The organism is Pseudomonas bijieensis (assembly GCF_013347965.1).
Lineage (GTDB): Bacteria > Pseudomonadota > Gammaproteobacteria > Pseudomonadales > Pseudomonadaceae > Aquipseudomonas > Aquipseudomonas bijieensis.
The window spans coordinates 2240498-2256763 of the sequence record NZ_CP048810.1 but is presented as its reverse complement, the minus strand read 5'-3'; the positions used below and the strand labels follow the sequence as shown (position 1 = coordinate 2256763).

At 61.2% G+C, this 16266-nt stretch carries 15 protein-coding genes; 9 read left to right on the top strand and 6 right to left on the bottom strand.

Features of this window, described 5'->3' with window-relative positions:
• Positions 1–122 precede the first annotated feature (122 nt).
• Positions 123–872, top strand: coding sequence for a sulfite exporter TauE/SafE family protein (locus GN234_RS09680; RefSeq protein WP_176688361.1), 750 nt, complete (start codon positions 123–125; stop codon positions 870–872).
• Here the strand turns inward: GN234_RS09680 and GN234_RS09675 are convergent.
• Entirely contained in the window at positions 862–1716 is an 855-nt protein-coding gene (locus tag GN234_RS09675; RefSeq protein WP_018603125.1) for a LysR substrate-binding domain-containing protein, read from the bottom strand. The genes GN234_RS09680 and GN234_RS09675 overlap by 11 nt on opposite strands.
• Before the next feature lie 97 nt (positions 1717–1813).
• Between GN234_RS09675 and GN234_RS09670 the strand changes: the two genes are divergently transcribed.
• A complete protein-coding gene (locus GN234_RS09670) occupies positions 1814–2032 on the top strand; it encodes a DUF1127 domain-containing protein (RefSeq protein WP_116831785.1) in 219 nt (72 codons plus the stop codon).
• Between the two features lie 64 nt (positions 2033–2096).
• On the top strand, positions 2097–3326 hold the full coding sequence (locus GN234_RS09665; RefSeq protein ID WP_176688360.1) for a winged helix-turn-helix domain-containing protein: 1230 nt from the start codon (positions 2097–2099) through the stop codon (positions 3324–3326).
• Positions 3327–3461: 135 nt separating this feature from the next.
• Here GN234_RS09665 and GN234_RS09660 read toward each other — a convergent pair whose 3' ends face one another.
• Complete coding sequence (locus GN234_RS09660) at positions 3462–4808, bottom strand: class II 3-deoxy-7-phosphoheptulonate synthase (RefSeq protein WP_109751450.1); 1347 nt, start codon at positions 4806–4808, stop codon at positions 3462–3464.
• Positions 4809–4963: 155 nt separating this feature from the next.
• On the opposite strand from GN234_RS09660, the gene GN234_RS09655 reads away from it, so the two are divergent.
• Both GN234_RS09655 and GN234_RS09650 read left to right on the top strand, forming a co-directional pair.
• On the top strand, positions 4964–5719 hold the full coding sequence (locus GN234_RS09655) for a spermidine synthase (RefSeq protein WP_025212625.1): 756 nt from the start codon (positions 4964–4966) through the stop codon (positions 5717–5719).
• A 487-nt stretch (positions 5720–6206) separates the two neighbouring features.
• The gene (locus tag GN234_RS09650; RefSeq protein WP_109751451.1) at positions 6207–7880 is read left to right on the top strand and encodes a DEAD/DEAH box helicase; all 1674 of its coding nucleotides are present in this window, start codon (positions 6207–6209) and stop codon (positions 7878–7880) included.
• 199 nt (positions 7881–8079) lie between these two features.
• Here GN234_RS09650 and GN234_RS09645 read toward each other — a convergent pair whose 3' ends face one another.
• Positions 8080–8847 carry a DODA-type extradiol aromatic ring-opening family dioxygenase gene (locus GN234_RS09645; RefSeq protein ID WP_176688359.1) on the bottom strand — a complete coding sequence of 256 codons (768 nt, stop codon included), beginning with the start codon at positions 8845–8847 and terminating at the stop codon, positions 8080–8082.
• Positions 8848–8951: 104 nt separating this feature from the next.
• Between GN234_RS09645 and GN234_RS09640 the strand changes: the two genes are divergently transcribed.
• Positions 8952–9605: a thiopurine S-methyltransferase gene (locus GN234_RS09640; RefSeq protein WP_176688358.1), complete on the top strand. Its 654-nt coding sequence runs from the start codon at positions 8952–8954 to the stop codon at positions 9603–9605.
• Positions 9606–9685: 80 nt separating this feature from the next.
• Here the strand turns inward: GN234_RS09640 and htpX are convergent, their stop codons facing one another.
• Entirely contained in the window at positions 9686–10573 is an 888-nt protein-coding gene (gene htpX, locus GN234_RS09635; RefSeq protein ID WP_003199411.1) for a protease HtpX, read from the bottom strand.
• Between the two features lie 302 nt (positions 10574–10875).
• A complete protein-coding gene (locus tag GN234_RS09630; RefSeq protein WP_018603142.1) occupies positions 10876–12087 on the bottom strand; it encodes a pyridoxal phosphate-dependent aminotransferase in 1212 nt (403 codons plus the stop codon).
• Between the two features lie 221 nt (positions 12088–12308).
• On the opposite strand from GN234_RS09630, the gene msrB reads away from it, so the two are divergent.
• From msrB to GN234_RS09615, 3 genes are all read left to right on the top strand, one after another.
• Positions 12309–12701: a peptide-methionine (R)-S-oxide reductase MsrB gene (msrB, locus tag GN234_RS09625; protein ID WP_109751455.1), complete on the top strand. Its 393-nt coding sequence runs from the start codon at positions 12309–12311 to the stop codon at positions 12699–12701.
• Between the two features lie 258 nt (positions 12702–12959).
• Positions 12960–13445, top strand: a complete 486-nt coding sequence (locus GN234_RS09620) for a glutathione peroxidase (RefSeq protein ID WP_109751456.1) — start codon at positions 12960–12962, stop codon at positions 13443–13445.
• Positions 13442–13903, top strand: coding sequence for a MarR family winged helix-turn-helix transcriptional regulator (locus GN234_RS09615; RefSeq protein WP_116831788.1), 462 nt, complete (start codon positions 13442–13444; stop codon positions 13901–13903). The genes GN234_RS09620 and GN234_RS09615 overlap by 4 nt, the downstream gene beginning before the upstream one ends.
• Here the strand turns inward: GN234_RS09615 and GN234_RS09610 are convergent.
• The gene (locus GN234_RS09610; protein WP_176688357.1) at positions 13887–16208 is read right to left on the bottom strand and encodes a hybrid sensor histidine kinase/response regulator; all 2322 of its coding nucleotides are present in this window, start codon (positions 16206–16208) and stop codon (positions 13887–13889) included. The two genes, GN234_RS09615 and GN234_RS09610, sit on opposite strands and share 17 nt — an antisense overlap.
• Positions 16209–16266: the final 58 nt, after the last annotated feature.

Below are 16266 nucleotides of genomic sequence, written 5' to 3'. Positions count from 1 at the left end.
GTGATGAATCTAGCGGGCGAATCTTTAATGCGCCAGATAATTCTGACGTTCTGATCAGATGTTACGTTTCCCCGCTGGTGCCGACTGCGTAGGATAAGCGCCTTGAGGAAAGGGGAATCGTCTTGTTCGAATTTGTGCTGTTTTTGGTGTTTGGTGCCGCATTGGGCACCTTGGGGGGATTGTTCGGGATTGGTGGCGGCCTGATTGCCATTCCAGTGCTAGGCGTCTGGTTCGGTCTCGACCAGCAATTGGCCCAAGGTACGGCATTGGTCATGGTAGTCCCCAACGTGATGCTCGCGTTGTGGCGCTATCACCAGCGCAATCGCATCGAGTTGCGCCATGTCCTGCCGTTGGCTCCCATGGGTTTCTGCTTTGCCTGGCTCGGCTCGATCTGGGCGGTGGGGATCGATGCGGACAGCATGCGGATCGGCTTCGTAGCGTTCCTGATCGCGTTGACACTCTACAACCTGGCGCGGATGTTCGTCGCTACCGCACCGGCTTCGGGGCAGATGCGTTATGGCTGGCCGTGGCTCGGGGTACTGGGGGCCGCATCAGGCACCATGGGTGGTCTTTTCGGTGTTGGCGGGGCCGTTGTCGCGACCCCGATCCTGACCAGCATTTTTGGCACCAGCCAGGTGGTAGCCCAAGGGCTGTCCCTGGCGCTGGCCTTGCCCAGTACCGGCGTGACCCTCGCCACCTATGCGTTTCACCATGAGGTGGATTGGAGCATCGGCCTGCCGCTGGCCGTCGGTGGCCTGCTGAGCATCAGTTGGGGAGTGAAAGTCGCCCACGCCTTGCCGGAGCGACTGTTGCGCGGGCTGTTCTGCGGTTTCCTGGTGCTGTGCGCGGTGCTGCTCGCCTTTAAAGTTTGAAGCCCTCAATGATGTGCTCGGCCAGGCACTCGGTGATCGGCGATGGATTATGCAGGTTGCGGATCAGCATGATGCTGGCCTCGGGCAGTTCCGGCAGGTCTTCGGCCTCGCCCAGTACGCGCATGTCCGGGGTCAGCAGGCTTTCCAGTTGCGCCGTGATTGCCAGGCCGGCGCCCACCACCGCCATGAGCGCCGACAGGCTCGAGCTGTTGTACGCCACGCGATAATCGCGGCCCATGGCATCCAGCGCATTGCAGGCCCATTGCCGGCAGAAACAGTCACTGTTGAACATCGCCAGCGGCAGCGGTGTTTGTTCGTGGACGTTGAAGCAGGCGGCTTCGGCCCAGACAAAGCGCTCCTTGCGTAGCAGCTGGCCGATTTCGTCCCCCGGTTTGCGGGTGACGATGGACAGGTCCAGGTCCTGGCGCAGCAGCAACTGCTTGGACGACTCGCAGTGCACTTCGATTTCGATCAAGGGGTAGAACTGGGCGAAGCGTTGCAGGATGCCTGGCAGGAAGCGCATCACGTAATCGTCCGGCGTGCCGATGCGCACCGTGCCGACCATGTGCGGTTCACGCAGGGTATTGAACACCTCGCTGTGCAGCTTGAGGATCCGCCGGGCGTAGCCCAGCAGCACCTGGCCTTCGGCGGTGAGCTTGACCTGGCGCCCGTCACGCTCGAACAACCGCCGTTGCAACACGTCCTCTTCCAGCCGCTTCATCTGCATGCTGACGGCAGACTGGGTGCGATTGACCAATTCCCCGGCCCGGGTGAAACCGCCCTGGTCGGCGATGGCGACAAAGGTACGCAGCACTTCCGTATCGATGCTCGGGTAACTCGACAATTGATCAATCTCCGAGATGTATTGCATAAGAAACATTCGTTGGATTGATCTTAGCGTTAGCGCGAGACTTGAACCATCCCCAACGGAGGACATCACGATGAAAGGTCAAAAAGGTTATCTACTGATAGACAAACTCTCCCACAGCTTTTCCATCAGCGCCTTGCTGCACAAGTTTAGCCGCTGGTACGAATTGCACCACGAGCGCGAACTGCTGGCCGGAATGAGCGACGAGGCGCTCAAGGACATCGGCGTGAGTCGGGCCGACGTGGAACAGGAAGTGGTCCGACCATTCTGGGATGACCCAATGCACAAATGAGCCATCCTTTCCTACACAAACCCCTTATTGGTGAGGTAGGTTGCGAGCAGACAAGGAGATCTCCATGCCCGCGACTCTGTCCTTTACCCTCAAACAGGCCCGGCGTCTGGCGTTGGCCGCCCAAGGATTCGATGGGCGGTCGCCGCCAGCTTCGGTGCAACCCTCGCGCCTCAACCGCCTGATCGAACGCCTCGGCGTCCTGCAGATCGACTCCGTCAATGCGCTGGTGCGCTCGCATTACCTCCCGCTGTTTTCCCGCCTCGGTCACTACAATCGCGATTTGCTCGACCAGGCAGCCTGGAGCCAGGGCCGACGTCGCACGCTGTTCGAATACTGGGGGCATGAAGCGTCGTTGCTGCCGATGTCGATGTATCCGCTGATGCGCTGGCGCATGAGTCGTGCATCTCGTGGCGAAGGTATTTATCAGCAGTTGGCGCGGTTCGGTCATGAGCGCCAGGATGTTATTCGCCGCGTTTTGGCTTCGGTGCAGGAGCAGGGCGCCATTGGTGCGGGCAGCTTGTCCACGCGCCAGGACAAGGCCGGGCCGTGGTGGGACTGGAGTGCGGAGAAGCATGCGCTGGAATGGTTGTTCGCCGCAGGCGAAGTCACGGTGGCGGGGCGACGCGGTTTCGAGAGGCTCTACGACTTGCCGGAACGGGTGCTACCGGAATCGATCCTGCAACAACCGTTGCCGGACGAAGCCCAGGCACAACGCGCTTTGCTGGTACATGCTGCCGAGGCCTTGGGCATTGCGACCGAGAAAGACCTGCGCGACTACTTTCGCCTCGACCCGGCCGACAGCCGGGCGCGACTGGCCGAGCTGGAGGAGGCCGGGGACCTGCTGCGCTGCGAAGTGCAGGGATGGAAACAACCGGGCTGGTGCCGACCCGGGGCGAAAATCCCGCGCAAGGTAGCCGCCAGTGCTTTGTTGTCGCCGTTCGATTCGCTGGTCTGGGAGCGAGGCCGTACCGAGCGGCTGTTCGACTTTCGCTACCGGTTGGAAATCTACACGCCTGCTCACAAGCGGGTGTACGGCTACTACGTGCTGCCGTTCCTGCATCACGAGCGCATTGCGGCGCGGGTCGATCTGCGAGCGGAGCGGGCTTTGGGGCGCCTGGCGGTGCATGCCGTGCACGAAGATGCGTCGGGGCTGGACGAGGAGGGGATGCAGGCCCTGGCGCTGAACCTGCGGCGCATGGCCCAGTGGCTGGGGTTGGAGCGGGTTCAGCTTAATTGCCAGCGAGAGAGTGGGGTTCGGTTGGCCCGGGCATTGGCTCAGTCAAGTGATGGCTGACCCGACGCTATCGCGAGCAGGCTCGCTCCCACAAGGGATCTCGGGTGACCACAGCTTTTATGTTCACAGCAGATCCAATGTGGGAGCGAGCCTGCTCGCGATAACAATTTAACCGGCGAAGAAGAGCTTACTGACTCACCGCCGAACCTGCTTCAACGTCTCGGCAATCAAAAACGCCAACTCCAGCGACTGGTCGGCATTCATCCGCGGATCGCAATGGGTGTGGTAGCGGTCCGACAGCCCATCCTCGGTAATCGGCCGTGCACCGCCGATGCATTCGGTGACGTTCTGCCCGGTCATTTCGATGTGAATCCCGCCAGCATAGGTGCCCTCGGCTTCGTGGGCCTGGAAGAACTGCTTCACCTCGCCGAGGATCTGCGCGAAGTCCCGGGTCTTGTAGCCGCTGCTGGCCTTGATGGTGTTGCCGTGCATCGGGTCGCTGCTCCACAGCACCTGCTTGCCTTCACGCTGTACGGCGCGCAACAGGGGTGGCAAGTGTTCGCCGACCTTGTTGGCGCCCATCCGGGCGATCAGGTTCAGTCGGCCGGGGTCGTTGTCCGGGTTGAGCACGTCGATCAGGCGGATCAGGTCGTCCGGGTCCATGCTCGGGCCAACCTTGACCCCGATCGGGTTGTTCACCCCGCGCAGGAATTCGACATGGGCGCCGTCCAGTTGACGGGTGCGGTCGCCGATCCACAGCATGTGGGCCGAGCAGTCGTAATAGTCGTTGGTCAGGCTGTCACGGCGCACGAAGGCTTCTTCGTAATTGAGCAGCAACGCTTCGTGGGCAGTGAAGAAACTGGTTTCGCGCAGTTGTGGCGAGCTGTCCATGCCGCAGGCGCGCATGAACGCCAGGGTTTCGTCGATGCGGTCGGCCAGGTGGCTGTATTTTTCCGCCAGGGCCGAATTGGCGATGAAGTCCAGGTTCCACTTGTGTACCTGGTGCAGGTCGGCGAACCCGCCCTGGGCGAAGGCGCGCAGCAGGTTCAAGGTGGCGGTGGACTGGTGGTAGGACTGCAGCAACCGCTCCGGGTCCGGCACGCGGCTTTTCTCGTCGAAACCGATGCCATTGACGATGTCGCCCCGGTAGGCCGGCAGGGTCACGCCATCGATGGTTTCGTCGTTGGCCGAACGTGGCTTGGCGAACTGCCCGGCCATGCGGCCGACCTTGACCACCGGGCAACCGGCGGCAAAGGTCATGACGATTGCCATCTGCAAGAGCACCTTGAAGGTGTCGCGGATCTTGGCCGCCGAGAACTCGGCAAAGCTCTCGGCGCAATCACCGCCTTGCAGCAGGAACGCCCGGCCCTGGGTCACTTCGGCGAACTGACGGCGCAACTCCCGGGCTTCACCGGCAAACACCAGTGGCGGATAACTGGCCAAGGTCTGCTCTACCTGCAACAGGTGCGCGGCGTCGGGGTAGCGGGGTTGTTGCTGGATCGGCAGGGCGCGCCAGCTGTCAGGGCTCCAGGGTTGGCTCATCATGATCTCTAGGTGATTTACGCTCGGACGGCCATGTTATCAGCAAATTAGTGCGTGACCTGTTTGCGTCGCTTCGCGGACAATTGCCCCTTTGTACAACTTGCGTACAGTCCAGCGCGTTGCCGCAGTCCGTCCGGCGACCATCAGGAGATGAAATGACAGAGGAGCGCGTCGAGCATCTGCTCGCCGAAGTGCACGACGAGTTCGGCATGATCCGGGTCTTCGAAGTGGCCGACTACCGGTTTCTTGAGTTCGGCGATGCCATTGAGCAGAGCTGCGTGTTCACGGCTGATCCGAGCTGGCTCGAATACGACTACACCCGCGCCATGCTCATCGGTGCGTTGTGTCACGAGCAGCCGGAAAGCGCGCTGTTCCTGGGGTTGGGCGCCGGTACGCTGACCCAGGCCTGCCTCAAGTTCCTGCCGCTGGAAGATGTCGAAGCCATCGAACTGCGCCCCGACGTGCCGCGCCTGGCCATCGAATACCTGGGGTTGGACGACGACCCGCGACTGTACATCCGCGTTGGCGATGCCTTGGAATTGCTTGAAACGGCGGAGCCGGCGGATCTGATTTTCGTCGACCTCTATACCGATGTCGGCCCAGGCGTCGGGCATCTGGCCTGGGGGTTCCTGGAAAACTGCCAGAAGCGCCTCAATCCGGGCGGCTGGCTGGTGATCAACCAGTGGGCCACCGATGACGGCAAGCCATTGGGTGCGGCGCTGTTGCGCGGTTTGTACCACCGGCATTACTGGGAACTGCCGGTGAAGGAGGGCAATGTGATCCTGATCGTGCCGGCGGACCTGGACCAGGAGCTGGACATGCAAGGACTGGTCGCCAGGGCCGAAGGGCTGGCGCCGAGGCTGGGTTATTCGTTGCAGTCGTTGATCAAGGCCATCCGTCCGGCAACGTGATACATGCCAGGTGTGATAAACCCTGTGGGAGCAAAGCTTGCTCGCGATACAGGCACTGCAATTCCCGCAAGTGCTGAGTTGTGTTCATCGCGAGCGAGCTTTGCTCCCACAGGGGAAAGATGAACCGTTTTAGCACCCCACCCCCGCAACGCCGAGCCTTCGCAAAACAAACGGTTGTACCGTTAATCCCAGGGCCCGTGGCAGAGAGCCCTATAACGGGGTCTGGCGATAAAAAAAGCTCCCTTTTCGGGCGAATTCCGGTATAGTGCGCGCCGGCCTTTAGCCGGGCCGCGTCAAGGTAGCGCAATTCCCCGAAGTCAGCTTCGGTTGCATGTCCGCACAACGGATGCTTCCACGACGTTCTTTTTCCATTCATTCGTTTTCGCAAATCCCCGCCGACAAAGCAGCCAGGGCGACTCTTGAGTCTCAACACGGCACGCGCAGCTTTGGAGCATGGGTCTTTGCGGATGCACTTAGAGGCAGACCCATGACCCAGGAAACCGGCGGCTTCGCCGCTTTTAATCTCAACCCGAACATTCTTGCCGCCGTCACTGCGACCGGCTACGAAGAACCTTCGGCTATTCAGCAGCAATCGATCCCGATCATCATGGCCGGCCACGACATGATTGGCCAGGCGCAAACCGGTACGGGTAAAACCGCTGCGTTCGCCCTGCCGATCCTGCATCGCATCGATCCTGCAAAGCGCGAACCGCAAGCCCTGATCCTGGCGCCAACTCGTGAGTTGGCGCTGCAAGTAGCAACCGCTTTCGAAACCTATTCCAAGCAGATGCCTGGCGTTACCGTTGTGGCCGTCTACGGCGGTGCGCCGATGGGCCCACAACTGAAAGCCATCCGTAATGGTGCGCAGATCGTTGTCGCCACTCCGGGTCGTCTGTGCGATCACCTGCGTCGTGACGAAAAAGTCCTGGCCACCGTGAACCACCTGGTTCTGGACGAAGCCGACGAAATGCTCAAGCTGGGTTTCATGGACGACCTGGAAGTCATCTTCAAGGCCCTGCCAGCAACCCGTCAGACCGTATTGTTCTCGGCCACCCTGCCGCAATCGATCCGTGCCATTGCCGAGCGCCACCTGCGCGATCCGCAGCACGTGAAGATCCAGACCAAGACCCAGACCGTTACCGCGATCGAACAAGCTCACCTGCTGGTTCACGCTGACCAGAAGACTTCCGCTGTTCTCAGCTTGCTGGAAGTGGAAGACTTCGACGCCCTGATCATGTTCGTGCGCACCAAGCAAGCGACCCTGGACCTGGCCAGCGCCCTGGAAGCCAAAGGCTACAAAGCCGCTGCGCTGAATGGTGACATTGCCCAGAACCAGCGTGAGCGCGTGATCGACTCCCTCAAGGATGGCCGCCTGGACATCGTGGTCGCGACCGACGTCGCGGCCCGTGGCCTGGACGTTCCGCGCATCACCCACGTGTTCAACGTGGACATGCCGTACGACCCGGAATCCTACGTTCACCGTATCGGTCGTACCGGCCGTGCCGGTCGCGAAGGCCGCGCGCTGCTGCTGGTTACCCCGCGCGAGCGCCGCATGCTGCAAGTGATCGAGCGTGTGACTGGTCAGAAAGTCGCTGAAGTTCGCCTGCCGGACGCTCAGGCTGTTCTCGATGCCCGCATCAAGAAACTGACCAACAGCCTGTCGCCACTGGTGGCTGACGCCGAATCGACCCACGGTGATCTGCTCGATCGCCTGACCGCCGACATCGGTTGCACCCCGCGCGCACTGGCCGCCGCACTGCTGCGCAAGGCCACCAACGGCCAAGCGCTGAACCTGGCTGCAATCGAGAAGGAACGTCCCCTGGTGCCGAACAGCGCCCCGCGTGGCGATCGTCCTGAGCGCACCGGTGATCGTCCGGACCGTGGTGATCGCGAGCGTCGTGCCCCGATCCCGCTGGCCGAAGGTCGTGCTCGCTGCCGTACCGCGCTGGGTGCCCGTGACGGCATCGCGGCCAAGAACCTGCTGGGTGCCATCCTCAACGAAGGCGGCCTGGCCCGCGAAGCCATCGGCCGCATCCAGGTGCGTGACAGCTTCAGCCTGGTCGAGCTGCCGGAAGATGGTCTGGAGAAGTTGCTGACCAAGCTGAAAGACACCCGCGTGGCCGGCAAGCAGCTCAAGCTGCGCCGCTATCGCGAAGATTGATCGGCTCTTGGGCTGATTGATCGAACATGAAAAATCCCCGACTGGTTCGGGGATTTTTTTGTCTGTTGTTTGGCGTGCCTTCAGGAGAGTGGTGTGGACGCCAATCGCGAGCAGGCTCGCTCCCACAGGGGTTTTGTGAACGCCGAAAATCCAATGTGGGAGCGAGCCTGCTCGCGATTGGAGCGACCCGGTCTATCTGTCAGTCAAACCGATAGATATCCATCCCCAACGTCCCCATCGTGAAGCCTTGGTGGGCAACGCTGAACTTCCCACCCGCACCCCGGGCGAAATACAGCGGCAACAAATGCTCGTCGCTGGGGTGGCTGCGCACGGCATTGGGCGCCTGACGCCGGTAATCGTGCAGCGCGGCCTCGTCGTCGGCCGCCAGTCGCTCGACTATCCAATCACGAAAGGCCTTGGCCCAAGGCTCGATGCTGTCGGGGCCAGCGTTCCAGTCCAGGTCGCGCAGGTTATGGGTGATGCTGCCGGAGCCGATCAACAGGATGTCTTGCTGGCGCAGGCCCGCCAGGGCTTGGCCGACCTGTGTCTGCAACGCCGGCCCTTGGCGGCTGGGCAGGGAAACCTGCACCACCGGAATGTCGCCCTCCGGGTACATCAACGACAATGGCACCCAGACGCCATGGTCGGAGGACCGTTGAGGGTCGAGGCGTGCTGGCAGGTGCGCGGCATTGAGCATGTCTGCCACTTGCGTCGCCAGTTGAGGATCACCAGGCGCGGGGTACTGCACCTCATACAGCGCCGGTGGAAAGCCGCCGAAGTCGTGCCAGGTGCGCGGCTGCGGATTGGCACTGACCAACAGTTCATTGCTTTCCCAGTGGGCGGATACGATGACGATGGCCTTGGGCTTGGGCAATTGAGCGGCCAGGCGAGCCAATGCCGGACCGCTGTCGCCGGGTTCCAGAGCGAGCATGGGTGAGCCATGGGAGATAAACAGGCTGGGCAGCATGAAGGGGCTCCTGAGCGTTAAGATGTGATCATCTTCCGTCAGGTCAATGATCTAAATCTAATATAAGTTTTAGCCCGTTTTGATCGAGTTTTTTGGAGTGAATCATGGAGCCCGAGTTTTGGCACAAGCGCTGGTCATCGAACCAGATTGGTTTTCACCTGCCGGAAGTGAACCCCTACCTGCAACATTTCTGGCCGCAACTGGGCCTGGCGCAGGGCAGTCGGGTGCTGGTGCCGTTGTGCGGAAAAAGCCTGGATCTGCTGTGGCTTGCCCATCAGGGGTATTCGGTGTTGGGCGTGGAATTGTCGGAAAAAGCCGCCACTGATTTTTTTCTTGAACGTCAGCTTGAGCCGAGCGTAAGTGAGGAGGGCGCGTTCAAGGTCTTCCGTGCCGAGGGTGTCGAAATCCGCTGTGGTGATTTCTTTGCCTTGAGTGCTGCAGATGTGGCCGATTGCGCGGCGTTGTACGACCGTGCTGCGTTGATTGCCTTGCCAATGGCGATGCGAGAGCGGTATGCGGTTCATTTGCAGAAAATCATGCCCGCGTGCGTGGGATTGCTGATTACCCTGGATTACAACCAGGATGAAATGCCTGGCCCACCTTTCTCCGTAGGAAATGATGAGGTGCTGCGGCTGCTGGGAAATGTCTGGCGGCTGGAGGTCTTGCAGGAACAGGATGTGCTGGGGGAAAGCTGGAAGTTCTTGCAGGCTGGAGTGAAGCGGCTGGATGAGCGGGTGTATCGGATTTCCAGTCGTTGAAGTGAGTGTTTGTGCTGGCGTGCCTAAACCAGCAGACAAAAAAAGCCCGCATCGCTGCGGGCTTTCTCTTGAGGCTTCAGTCAGCCGCGACGACGCAGTGCGTCGATACGCTCTTCCAGCGGCGGGTGGCTCATGAACATGCGCGCCAGGCCCTGCTTGATGCCACCGTTGATGCCAAAGGCATTCAGGGTGTCGGGCATGTGCACCGGCAAGCCTTGCTCGGCGCGCAGGCGTTGCAGGGCACCGATCATGGCGCTGGTACCAGCCAGGCGTGCACCGGCGTCGTCGGCGCGGAACTCGCGCTTGCGCGAGAACCACATGACGATGGCGCTGGCGAGGATGCCCAGTACCAACTCGGCGAAGATGGTCGCCACGTAGTAGGCGATGCCTTGGCCCTCTTCGTTCTTGAAGATCACCTTGTCGACGAAGTTGCCGATGATGCGGGCGAAGAACATCACGAAGGTGTTCACCACGCCCTGGATCAGCGCCAGAGTCACCATGTCGCCGTTGGCGACGTGGCCGATCTCGTGGGCCAGCACGGCCTTGACTTCATCGGGCGAGAACCGCTCGAGCAAACCCTGGCTGACGGCGACCAGGGCGTCGTTCTTGTTCCAGCCGGTGGCGAAGGCGTTGGCCTCGTAGGCCGGGAAGATACCGACTTCCGGCATCTTGATGCCGGCTTCGCGGGACAACTGCTCGACGGTTTGCAGCAGCCATTGCTCGTGGCGAGTGCGCGGCTGGCTGATGATCTGGGTGCTGGTGCTCATCTTCGCCATCCACTTGGAGATGAACAGCGAGAACAGGGAACCGGCGAAACCGAACACCGCACAGAAAATCAGCAGCTGATTGAGGTTGAGGTCAACCCCGTTGGCCGCCATGAACCCGTTGAAGCCGAAGAGGCTCAGGGTGATGCTGGCAATCAGCACGACCGCCAGGTTAGTGGCCAAGAACAGCAGGATGCGCATCATGGTTGTGGAAATCTCCTCGTGCTAAAGATGTAGCGTTATGCGGGGTATATAAGGTGCTGCCGCAGGCTATTCAACTCACCGACTATTTCAAACTGTGTCCTACAGCTGTCCTAAATGTTTGAAAGACTTTTCTGAAAGTGACTGGGGAAAAGAAATACGGCGCCTGCACCCCGTGAACATTGAGCCGGGGTGCCCGTTGGCTCTCCAGTCCCTAGTGTAGAAGGCCTGGCGGAGTCGGCAGAACGGATATGTTGCTGAATCAAACAGCGTGCGAGGCGAGGACTCCCCGCACGCTGCCTGGCTTATTGACGGTAGGACTTGAGGAAGTTGCCGATCCGGCCAATGGCCTGGTCGAGGTCATCGACCCGCGGCAGGGTCACGACGCGGAAGTGGTCCGGCCACGGCCAGTTGAACGCCGTTCCCTGGACCACCAGCAGCTTTTCGGACAGCAGCAGGTCGAGGACGAATTTTTCATCGTTGTGGATCGGGCAGACCTTCGGGTCGATCCGTGGGAAGGCATACAGCGCGCCCATCGGCTTGACGCAACTGACGCCAGGAATGTCGTTGAGCAATTCCCAGGTGCGATTGCGCTGTTCCAGCAGCCGGCCCTGGGGCAGGACCAGGTCGTTGATGCTCTGGTAGCCGCCCAGCGCCGTCTGGATCGCATGCTGGCTCGGCACGTTGGCGCACAGGCGCATGTTGGCCAGCATGTCGATGCCTTCGATGTAGCTCTGGGCGTGGTGCTTGGGCCCGGAGATAGCGATCCAGCCGGAGCGGAAACCGGCGACCCGATAGGATTTGGACAGGCCGTTGAAAGTCAGGCACAGCAGGTCTGGCGCCAGGGACGCGGTGCAGACATGCACGGCATCGTCGTAGAGGATCTTGTCGTAGATCTCGTCGGAGAACACCACCAGGTTGTGCTGGCGGGCCAGTTCCAGCATGCCCAGCAGCACTTCCCTGGAATACACGGCGCCGGTTGGGTTGTTCGGGTTGATGATCACCAGTGCCTTGGTATTGGGCGTGATCTTGGCCTTGATGTCCGCCAGGTCGGGGAACCAGTTGGCCTGTTCGTCGCACAGGTAATGCACCGGGTTGCCACCGGACAGGCTCACGGCAGCGGTCCACAGCGGATAGTCCGGCGCCGGCACCAGCACTTCGTCGCCGTTGTTGAGCAGCGCCTGCATGGACATCACGATCAGCTCGGACACGCCGTTGCCCAGGTAGATGTCCTCGATGCCGATCCCTTCGACCTGCTTCTGCTGGTAGTACTGCATCACGGCCTTACGGGCACTGAACAGGCCCTTGGAGTCGCTGTAGCCCTGGGCCGTCGGCAGGTTGCGGATGACGTCCTGGAGAATTTCATCGGGCGCTTCGAAACCAAAGGGCGCCGGGTTGCCGATGTTCAGCTTGAGGATGCGATGGCCTTCCTCTTCCAGGCGTTTGGCGTGCTTGAGCACCGGGCCGCGAATGTCGTAGCAGACGTTGGCGAGCTTGTTCGATTTGCTGACCTGCATGGCGATGTGTTCCCGAAAATGAACGATCCAGGCGGCGTATGAACTACCGTACTGGGGATCCTGCGTCTGTGCCCAGGCCTGACGCGGTAATAGGCGCCACAATCCGTTTGAATGCGCATGACGTGACTGCCAGACTGGCGTCTGACGAGGCGCAATCATACGTGCCGCCCGATCTGCGGAAAAGCATCGGATCGGGCTTTTTCAATTGCCGAGGTAGGACGATGGAAAAGTTGCAGAAAACCCTTGAAGAATGGCGCGCCATGCTCGACCCGGAGCAGTACAACGTCTGTCGGTTGAAGGGCACCGAACGACCGTTCTCCGGTAAGTACAACGCCACCAAGACCGACGGTGTGTACCACTGCATCTGCTGCAATGAACCGTTGTTCGATTCGCGGACCAAATTTGACTCTGGCTGCGGCTGGCCGAGTTTCTACGCGCCGATCGAAGGCAGCGCGGTGGTCGAGGTGCGGGACGTCAGCCACGGCATGATCCGTACCGAGGTGGTCTGTGCCAAATGTGATGCCCACTTGGGCCACGTCTTCCCCGACGGTCCGCCGCCGACGGGGCTGCGGTACTGCATCAACTCGGTGTGCCTGGATCTCGTGCCTCGGTAGGGACTGTTCACCACAATCCTCCTGTGGCGAGGGAGCTTGCTCCCGCTGGGCGGCACAGCCGCCCCAAAACGGCCTGGCATAATTCTCCTGGCAGACCGCGTCGGCCGGTTTTACGACGGCTGCGCCGCCGAGCGGGAGCAAGCTCCCTCGCCACAAAAGCCCGGAGGGCTGAAGTCATGGTTTCGGACAATTAAATTGCACACAATTGAATCGTTCGCTATCTTCGCCGCCTATCCCATACATTTTCGGAGCCTTGCCATGAGCGACAACCTGCTGAGCATCCCCTGTACCACCATCAAGGGTGAGCAAAAGACCCTCGCCGATTTCGCCGGCAAGGCTGTGCTTGTCGTCAACACCGCCAGCCAGTGCGGATTCACTCCGCAATACAAGGGCCTCGAGGCGTTGTGGCAGACCTACAAGGACCAGGGCCTGGTGGTGTTGGGCTTTCCCTGCAATCAGTTCGGCAAGCAGGAGCCAGGCAACGAGGGGGCGATCACCGAGTTCTGCGAACTGAACTTCGGCGTGAGTTTTCCGCTGTTCAAGAAAATAGAAGTCAACGGTGCCAACGCTCATCCTCTGTTCGTCCAGCTTAAACAGCGGGCGCCCGGCGTGCTGGGGTCCAAAGGCATCAAGTGGAATTTCACCAAGTTCCTGATCGGCAAGGACGGTCAGGTGGTCAAGCGTTTTGCCCCGACCACCAAGCCCGAGGATTTGACCGGTGAGATCGAAGCGCTGCTCAAATGAATGACCTGTCAGTCGATTCGCTGAAGCTCGACAGCCAGTTGTGCTTCAAGCTGTACGCCGCTTCGCGCGCGGTGATCCGTGGCTACAAACCCATGCTCGATCAACTCGGTCTGACCTATCCGCAATACCTGGCGATGCTGGTGTTGTGGGAATGGCAGGACACCGCCCCGCAACAACCAACGGTCAAGGCCCTGGGGGAGCGTTTGCTGTTGGATTCCGGCACGCTGACGCCGCTGCTCAAGCGCCTGGAACAGCTGGATCTGGTCCAGCGCCAGCGTTCGGCCCTGGACGAGCGGGAGGTGCACTTGAGCCTGTCGACTGCCGGGCGAGCCCTGCGTGAACAGGTTGGCCCGCTCAAGGCCCGGTTGTTGTGCGACAGCGGTATCGACCTGGACCGCCTGGGGACGTTGCGAGACGGCCTGGATCACCTGTTGGGCCAGATCAAAGCGCTGACGTAGTGGGCACCCACTGGTCCAGCACCGCTGCCAGTTCTTCGCGGCGGAACGGCTTGGACAGGTAGTCGTTCATGCCAGCCGCACGGCAGCGCTCGCGTTCCTCGGGCATCGCATTGGCTGTCAGGGCGACAATCGGCAGGTCCGACCAGCGCCCGCTGTGGCGGATTTGCCGGCTGGCTTCGTAGCCATCCATCACCGGCATGTTGCAGTCCATCAATACCAGGTCGAAAACCCGCTGTTCCAATTGAGCCAGGGCTTCGGCGCCGTGGGCCGCGACGGTGACTTCGCAGCCCAGTTTCACCAGCATCCCCTTGGCCACCAGTTGATTGACCGGGTTGTCTTCCACCAGCAGCACCCGCCCACGCAAGGACGGCGCCAGGGCTTCGATCTGTGCGTCATTGATGATGGTCGCCTCGCTCTGCATGGCACGCCGCAGAATCTGGTACAGCGCATGGCGCGCCAGTGGCCGGGCCTGTTGGATCAGCGGCGCGAGGGCGGCGGCTTCTTCGCCGGGCATGAAACTGCCATAGGCGGTCACCAGCAGGATCGGTGCGTCAAAGGTGGGCCGCAGGTTGAACAGGCATTCCGGGCAGTCGGTAATCAGCACGTCGGGCGTGAGCCCCAGCAACCCGTCGTCGATGGAGCGTTGTACATAATCCAGTCCCCATCCCGGCAACAGCATGCCCAGCAACTCGGCCAGCCCGCTGCTGCTGGCGGTGATGGCGACGACGTTGCCGTGCAACGGTTCGACCGGCGGCGCAGGGAGATGGCAAGGCAGGGGCAGGTCGGCACAGAACTGACTGCCAAAGCCGGCTTCGGAACTGATCGTCAACCGGCCCTGCATGGCTTCGCAGAGGTTGTAGGTCAGTGCCAGGCCCAGCCCGGTGCCACCGAATTGGCGGGTAATCCCGGCGCCAGCCTGAGTGAACGGCTGCAGGATTCTTGCCTGGGCTTCCTGGGGGATGCCGATGCCCGTGTCGCAGACCTCGATTCGCACGCCGCCTTCGTAATGGCTCAACTTCACGTCGACCCGGCCGAAGCGCGTGAATTTCAGTGCGTTGGACAGCAGGTTGCTGACGATCTGGCGCACCCGGGTCGGGTCGCCCAATACCTGCGCCGGGAACTGCGGGTCGATCAGGCAGGCCAGTTCGACACTGGGGGCCGCGTTCTGGGAAAGCAGGTTGGCGGTGTCCTCCACCAGGGAGCCGAGGTCGAACGGAATGCGTTCGAGCTCCAGTTGGCCGGCGTCGAATTTCGACAGGTCGAGGATGTCGTTGAGCAGTTCGACCAATACCTTGCCCGAGTCATGGGCAATCGATAGCTGCTGCTGTTGTTCGGCCGTCAGGGGGCCGTCCAGGGACAGGGCGATCATTCCCAGCAGGCCGTTGAGCGGTGTGCGGATCTCGTGGCTCATGTTAGCGAGGAACACGGAGCGGGCTTCGGCCATGTCCAGGGCGGTGCGCCGGGCCACCTCCAGCTCCTCGTTGGACTGGCTGAGGCGGGCATTGATGGCCTTGAGTTCGGCGGTGCGGGCCGAGACGATGTTTTCCAGTTGCGCCAGGTATTCAGTGAGGCGATTTTCGGCCGTGCGTCGTTGCTGGATTTCGGTGGAGATATTTTCGAACTGCTGGTTGGCGACGGACACCAGCACGCCGATCTCATCGGACTGGTGGCCGGAAGGGCATTCCAGGCGGTTCTGTTCGCTGCTGCTCGGGTCGCGGCTGCTCAGTTCGCGGATGACCCGCACCAGGGGCTTGGTCAGCATCACGTAGAACAGCGCCAGCAACAGGCCGGTCAGGATCAGGCTGCGGGCGAAGCCATTGAGCAAGGTGACCTCGGCACGGCGCAGGAAACGACTGCCGAACGCATAGGTGTCGACGTCCAGTCGCAGCATGCCCAGGGATTCTCCGGGCAGGTGGTCCAGGTAGAGCCGGTCCTCGAACTGCCGCTGGGCGCCGAACAGGAAGTCACTGATGAACCGATAGCTGCTTTGCAGCTCGGGCCGCTTGACGCTGGCCAGCACCGTATTGTTATTGTCGATCAGCTCGGCCCCGATGATGGCCGGTGAGCGCAACAGGCCCATGGACAGTTCCTGGGCGAGCTCGGCGTCGATGTTGTAGGCGATGCGCGAAGCCGGGTTGTGGCTGATTTCCAGCAGCGAGAGGATTTCACGGTTGATCGACGCGTCTTCACTGGCATAATCGATGCCGATCTGCATCAGGCTGAGCAAGGTGCCCAACACGAAGCCCACCAGGACGGTCAGGCGGGCCTGCTTATAGGAAAGCCGTTGGGTGAATCTGATGTCCATTGAGTGATGAACCACTTACGTTTCCCTTCGCCGGTCAAGCATAGCTGATCATCTCTGA

Excerpts from the sequence above, each read along its gene's own strand:
- GN234_RS09670 (WP_116831785.1), top strand. The coding sequence starts at position 1,814 with ATGAAAGGTCAAAAAGGTTATCTACTGATAGACAAACTCTCCCACAGC.
- GN234_RS09665 (WP_176688360.1), top strand. The coding sequence starts at position 2,097 with ATGCCCGCGACTCTGTCCTTTACCCTCAAACAGGCCCGGCGTCTGGCG.
- msrB (WP_109751455.1), top strand. The coding sequence starts at position 12,309 with ATGGAAAAGTTGCAGAAAACCCTTGAAGAATGGCGCGCCATGCTCGAC.
- GN234_RS09630 (WP_018603142.1), bottom strand. The coding sequence starts at position 12,087 with ATGCAGGTCAGCAAATCGAACAAGCTCGCCAACGTCTGCTACGACATT.
- GN234_RS09620 (WP_109751456.1), top strand. The coding sequence starts at position 12,960 with ATGAGCGACAACCTGCTGAGCATCCCCTGTACCACCATCAAGGGTGAG.
- GN234_RS09655 (WP_025212625.1), top strand. The coding sequence starts at position 4,964 with ATGACAGAGGAGCGCGTCGAGCATCTGCTCGCCGAAGTGCACGACGAG.
- htpX (WP_003199411.1), bottom strand. The coding sequence starts at position 10,573 with ATGATGCGCATCCTGCTGTTCTTGGCCACTAACCTGGCGGTCGTGCTG.
- GN234_RS09660 (WP_109751450.1), bottom strand. The coding sequence starts at position 4,808 with ATGAGCCAACCCTGGAGCCCTGACAGCTGGCGCGCCCTGCCGATCCAG.
- GN234_RS09610 (WP_176688357.1), bottom strand. The coding sequence starts at position 16,208 with ATGGACATCAGATTCACCCAACGGCTTTCCTATAAGCAGGCCCGCCTG.
- GN234_RS09640 (WP_176688358.1), top strand. The coding sequence starts at position 8,952 with ATGGAGCCCGAGTTTTGGCACAAGCGCTGGTCATCGAACCAGATTGGT.
- GN234_RS09615 (WP_116831788.1), top strand. The coding sequence starts at position 13,442 with ATGAATGACCTGTCAGTCGATTCGCTGAAGCTCGACAGCCAGTTGTGC.
- GN234_RS09645 (WP_176688359.1), bottom strand. The coding sequence starts at position 8,847 with ATGCTGCCCAGCCTGTTTATCTCCCATGGCTCACCCATGCTCGCTCTG.
- GN234_RS09650 (WP_109751451.1), top strand. The coding sequence starts at position 6,207 with ATGACCCAGGAAACCGGCGGCTTCGCCGCTTTTAATCTCAACCCGAAC.